This window comes from Paenibacillus whitsoniae, assembly GCF_003955665.1.
Lineage (GTDB): Bacteria > Bacillota > Bacilli > Paenibacillales > NBRC-103111 > Paenibacillus_E > Paenibacillus_E whitsoniae.
Window position 1 is genome coordinate 1 of sequence record NZ_RXHU01000152.1, and the last position, 4435, is coordinate 4435.

General features: G+C 58.2%; 4 protein-coding genes. 2 read left to right on the forward strand and 2 right to left on the reverse strand.

What is annotated here, in order from left to right; translation table 11 throughout:
* Positions 1 to 222 precede the first annotated feature (222 nt).
* Positions 223 to 999 (forward strand): TetR/AcrR family transcriptional regulator, encoded by a 777-nt coding sequence (locus EJQ19_RS31305; RefSeq protein WP_126145126.1) that lies wholly within the window; start codon positions 223 to 225, stop codon positions 997 to 999.
* Between the two features lie 53 nt (positions 1000 to 1052).
* Here the strand turns inward: EJQ19_RS31305 and EJQ19_RS31310 are convergent, their stop codons facing one another.
* The gene (locus EJQ19_RS31310; RefSeq protein ID WP_126145127.1) at positions 1053 to 2597 is read right to left on the reverse strand and encodes an MFS transporter; all 1545 of its coding nucleotides are present in this window, start codon (positions 2595 to 2597) and stop codon (positions 1053 to 1055) included.
* A gap of 188 nt (positions 2598 to 2785) precedes the next feature.
* On the opposite strand from EJQ19_RS31310, the gene EJQ19_RS31315 reads away from it, so the two are divergent.
* Positions 2786 to 3181, forward strand: coding sequence for an iron chaperone (locus tag EJQ19_RS31315; RefSeq protein ID WP_126145128.1), 396 nt, complete (start codon positions 2786 to 2788; stop codon positions 3179 to 3181).
* 66 nt (positions 3182 to 3247) lie between these two features.
* Here EJQ19_RS31315 and EJQ19_RS31320 read toward each other — a convergent pair whose 3' ends face one another.
* Positions 3248 to 4096, reverse strand: coding sequence for an SDR family oxidoreductase (locus tag EJQ19_RS31320; RefSeq protein ID WP_126145129.1), 849 nt, complete (start codon positions 4094 to 4096; stop codon positions 3248 to 3250).
* Positions 4097 to 4435: the final 339 nt, after the last annotated feature.

Sequence of the window (4435 nt, forward strand, 5' to 3'; positions counted from 1 at the left end):
GTAGGGGACCGGGCGATTTCGCACCCCGACCGCAGCATCATCGACTAACGGTTGTCCTAACCCAAAACCCTTCCTACAGCAGATTCCAATAACGGAGTTTGTCTATAGGAGGGGTTTTTGTGCGCCTTCTTATCCTTTTCGTATCTTGGTTAATTATGATATACTGTTTATGATGTATACATTTTGTGTAAGGCGGGTTCAGACGACAAGGGGGCAACGCGAATGAGCGATCAAGATATAACACGGGAAGAGGCGGCGGAGATGCTGCCGGCGGGAGCCGCCCTAAGCTGGGGCTTCGTGAAGTCGCCGCAGCGCGGGCCTAAACGGGAGATGAGCATCGATCTCATCGTGAAGAAAGCGATAGACATTGCCGATGCAAATGGCATCGCGGCGGTTTCGATGAACCGGGTAGCATCGGAGCTCGGCTTCACCGCCATGTCGCTCTATCGTTACATTCCGAGCAAAAACGACCTGCTCATGCTCATGCAAGACGCGGCCTGCGACATTGCACTGCCGCCGGAGCGGCCTCAGCATGAGTGGCGGGAGGGCCTGCGCGAGTATGTGATGGGCACGATTGATGTTTTTCGCAAGCATCCGTGGTATGCGGACATCCCGATCTTCGGGATTCCCATCGCGCCGAACAATTTGCGCATCGTGGACTGGGCGCTTCGGCCTTTGCGGGACATGCCGCTGAACGACTTTGAGAAGATGTCTATCGTTCTTCTGCTGAGCGGCTATGCCCGTTCCTGCGGGATGCTTCAGAGGGACATCGACAGCGCGATTCAGGAGGGCTCGAGCGAGCAAGAGTTCAGCGGAATCAATTATTCGGCGGCGCTTCGCGTTTTAGTCAAACCGGAGCAATTCCCAAACCTGTACCCGGTCATCATGTCGGGCGCCTACACCGGTGAAAATGAGGAAGAAAACAACGTTGGCAATGACCTGGATTTTGGCTTGGAGCGGATTTTGGACGGCATCGAACATTATTTGAAGCGGGCGTGACTGATACTGCACACACAAAAAAGCCTGGCGATCCCAATTCGCCAGGCTTTCTTTTATGCCGCGACGTCAACCAGCGGCTTCTTATCGCGGAGCAGCACGAGCGTGACCGCTGTCGTCAGTAAGAGGATGACGGCGGAGACGAGGCAGGTGACGTGCATCGCAGTCATGAAGGCCTCGCGTGAAGCGTCCATCACCTGTGATGCGGCTTCCGCAGGCAAATGACTGGCGGCGGCCGAAGCGCCGGCAATGGTTTGGCCGGCCGAGTGAGCGGCCTCCGGCGCGAGCGTCGATGGCAAGTGAGGGGAGACGGCATGGCGGTAGACGGCCGCAAGAACGCAGCCGAGGAGGGCGATGCCGAATGCGCCGCCGAGCTCGCTGGACGTCTCGATTAGGCTGCCGACGGCTCCGGCGCGGTCGGCCGGGGCGACGCCTACGACATAATCGGTGACGAGGGTCATGACGGAAACGATGCCTGCCGCAACGAGGCCAGCGCCAACCAGCATGACGACAAGTGGCGAGAAACCCTCCAGACGCACTTGCGTTAAGATACCGAAACCAATAACCGATAAGAGAAGGCCGCCGGCCATGACGCGCGGTCTTCCTTGCGTTTGCGACAGCTTAGCGGCAAGCGGAGCCGCCGCCCCGACGGCAATGGAAGGGAGGACGCTCCAGAGGGAAGCGACAAACGGCGAATAACCGAGCACAGACTGGAGAAATTGCGTATTCATGAGGGCGCTGGCCATCAGCGCGAACGTCGCAATAAAGTTGACGAGAATTGAACCGCCGGTACGCCGTTCCAGCAGCGCACGGATATCGAGCAGAGGGTTTTGGATCGTTAGCTGGCGGCGTACGAAGACGATGCCGATGAGTACACCAACTGCGAGCAGTGCGGCGGGAGTCGGCGCCCAGCCATGTTCAGCGAGTGTCTTGACGCCATAAGTAACCGGAAGAATCGCTGCGAGCGCGAGAATCGAACTGTATACATCGACCCGGCTCCGTGCGGCGCTGCGGGATTCGGGCAGGAGAAAAGGGGCAATGACCAGCAACAACGCCATCGCCGGGATATTGATGAGAAATACGGAGCCCCAGGAGAAGTGATCAAGCAGTAGTCCGCCGATTATCGGTCCGACGCTGACACCGCTGGCCATGACAGCGCTCCAGACCGACAGGGCTTTGGTCCGCTGCGCGGGATTTTGGAACATAGTGCGAACGAGTGCGATCGTCGATGGCATGAGGGTGGAGCCGGCGATCCCGAGAATCCCGCGGGCGAGGATCAGCGCTCCGGCCGAATGGGCGTAAGCCGCGAACAAGGAGCTTAGAGCAAATCCGACGGACCCGATCATGAGCAGCCGACGCCGTCCAATTCGGTCGCCGACTGCGCCCATCGTTAGCAGCAGTCCGGCAAGGATAAAGCCGTAAATGTCGAAGATCCACAATTGTTCAGTGGCTGTTGGCAGCAAATCTGCGGCAATGGCCGGTGCGGCGAAAAACAAGACAGAGACATCCATCGAGACGACCATCAGCGGGAGACATAAGATGCAAAGGGCGATCCATTCTTTGCGACCGGCCAATGGAGCTGGGGTAGCGGTTTTATTCATTTTGAAATCCTCTCCTTTTTATTACTGTTTATTGTGTAAACTGTATTTGTTGAAATTAGTATATTATATAAACAGTATATGGTCAACACAAAAATAAAGGAGCTTGTCTATGCTGCCCGAGCTCTTTCTATTTCGGCGGTAATCGAGTACGATTTGGGTACAAGCGTTACTCAAAGGAGGAGTTTGTCGTGGATTCAACGAAAACCGCTTATGCCACCGTCGAGGCTTACCTTGCGGGCCAGACGGCGGAGGTGCAGGAGATTTTGAATCACATTCGCGCCATCGTGAAGGAAGAAGCGCCGCAGGCGACGGAAAAAATCAGCTACGGCATGCCCGGCTACGCGCTGCACGGTGCGCTGGTGTATTTTGCGGCGTTTAAAAAGCACATCGGCTTTTATCCGACCGGGAAGGGGATGGCGGCCTTCATGGAGGAGTTGTCGCCGCACTATAAAGTCTCCAAAGGCACGGTTCAATTCCCGCTCGGGCAGCCGATTCCGTATGACCTGATCCGCCGGATTGTGAAATTCCGCGTGCAAGAGAACCTCGAGCTGGCCAAGCTCAAATCGGCGCAAAAGAAAAAGTAAGCCTCCCGCAGCCGGGGAGGCTTACTTCAAAGTCATCGCAACACGCTGCTTGAGGCTGCGGCCGGTTCACTTCCCTTTGCGCGTCAGCTCGCTCAGGGCATCCCACTGCGCATCGGTCACCTCGCGCAGCTCATTAAACTGCCCTGCGCCTTGCAGCCACTCGCCGCCGTCCATCGTGACCACTTCGCCGTTGATGAACCCGGCGTAGTCCGAGATCAGATAAGCGGCGAGGTTCGCCAGCTCATCTTTGCTGCCGACGCGTCCCAGCGGCACGCGGTTCACGAGCTGCTCCGCCAGCTCGGGCGTCGGCGCGAGCCGGCTCCACGCGCCGTCCGTCGGAAACAGCCCCGGCGCGATAGCGACCTGCCGGATGCCGTACTGGGCCCACTCCACCGCGAGGGAGCGGGTCAAGGCCAGCACGCCGGCTTTCGCGGCGGCGGACGGCACCACATAGGCGGATCCGGTCGAGGCGTAAGAGGTCACGATGTTCAGCATCGTGCCGCCTGCGCCTTCGTCGATCCACCGTTTCCCCAGCTCCAGCGTGGTGTAGAACGTCCCGTGGAGCACAATGTTCAGCACCGCGTCCACCGCGCGCGGGGACAGCCGCTCCGTCGGCGAGGCAAAATTGCCCGCCGCGTTGTTGACCAGCACGTCGACGCGCCCGAAGCGGGCGTAGACGGCGTCGCACATGGCCGCGACCTGCTGCGGGTCGCGCACATCGCACGGCGCGTAGAACACCTCGCCGCCGCCGGCGCTCATCTCGGCTGCGGCTGCAGCCAGCACGTCCTCGCGCCGCGAGGTGATGGCGAGCTTCGCGCCGAGGGCGAGAAAACGCTCGCCCATCGCACGGCCGAGCCCCGTGCCGCCGCCGGTGATGAGAATGATTTTATCCTGGAGCAAAGTCTCCTGAAACATCGCCGCACACTCCCGTCTGCGTAATCAAATTCGCCTAGTGAACCAGTCATGGGCTTACTATTCAATCGTATGAAACAAGCAGGGGGCTAAATGCAAACTCGCTAAAATGTATACGCTTACAATAATATGATACACGGAAGGTTAATCCCGTACAAGGTAACTACCCCGGAAATACCTCGATGGCGAGCGGTCGCCCCTGCTATTGTGTACCCGAAGGGAACCATACAGGTCGTGGAAGTCAGGCCGGGGGGCCAGGTCGGATTTCTAAAGCTGCACAAAAGCAGGAATTTCCCTCAATCCTCACCTGATTTTAATAAATTCCTGCGAATCGGCAGGCAT

Bases quoted from the DNA above. Each gene is read 5' to 3' on its own strand.
- EJQ19_RS31320 (WP_126145129.1), bottom strand. From the start codon at position 4,096: ATGTTTCAGGAGACTTTGCTCCAGGATAAAATCATTCTCATCACCGGC.
- EJQ19_RS31305 (WP_126145126.1), top strand. From the start codon at position 223: ATGAGCGATCAAGATATAACACGGGAAGAGGCGGCGGAGATGCTGCCG.
- EJQ19_RS31310 (WP_126145127.1), bottom strand. From the start codon at position 2,597: ATGAATAAAACCGCTACCCCAGCTCCATTGGCCGGTCGCAAAGAATGG.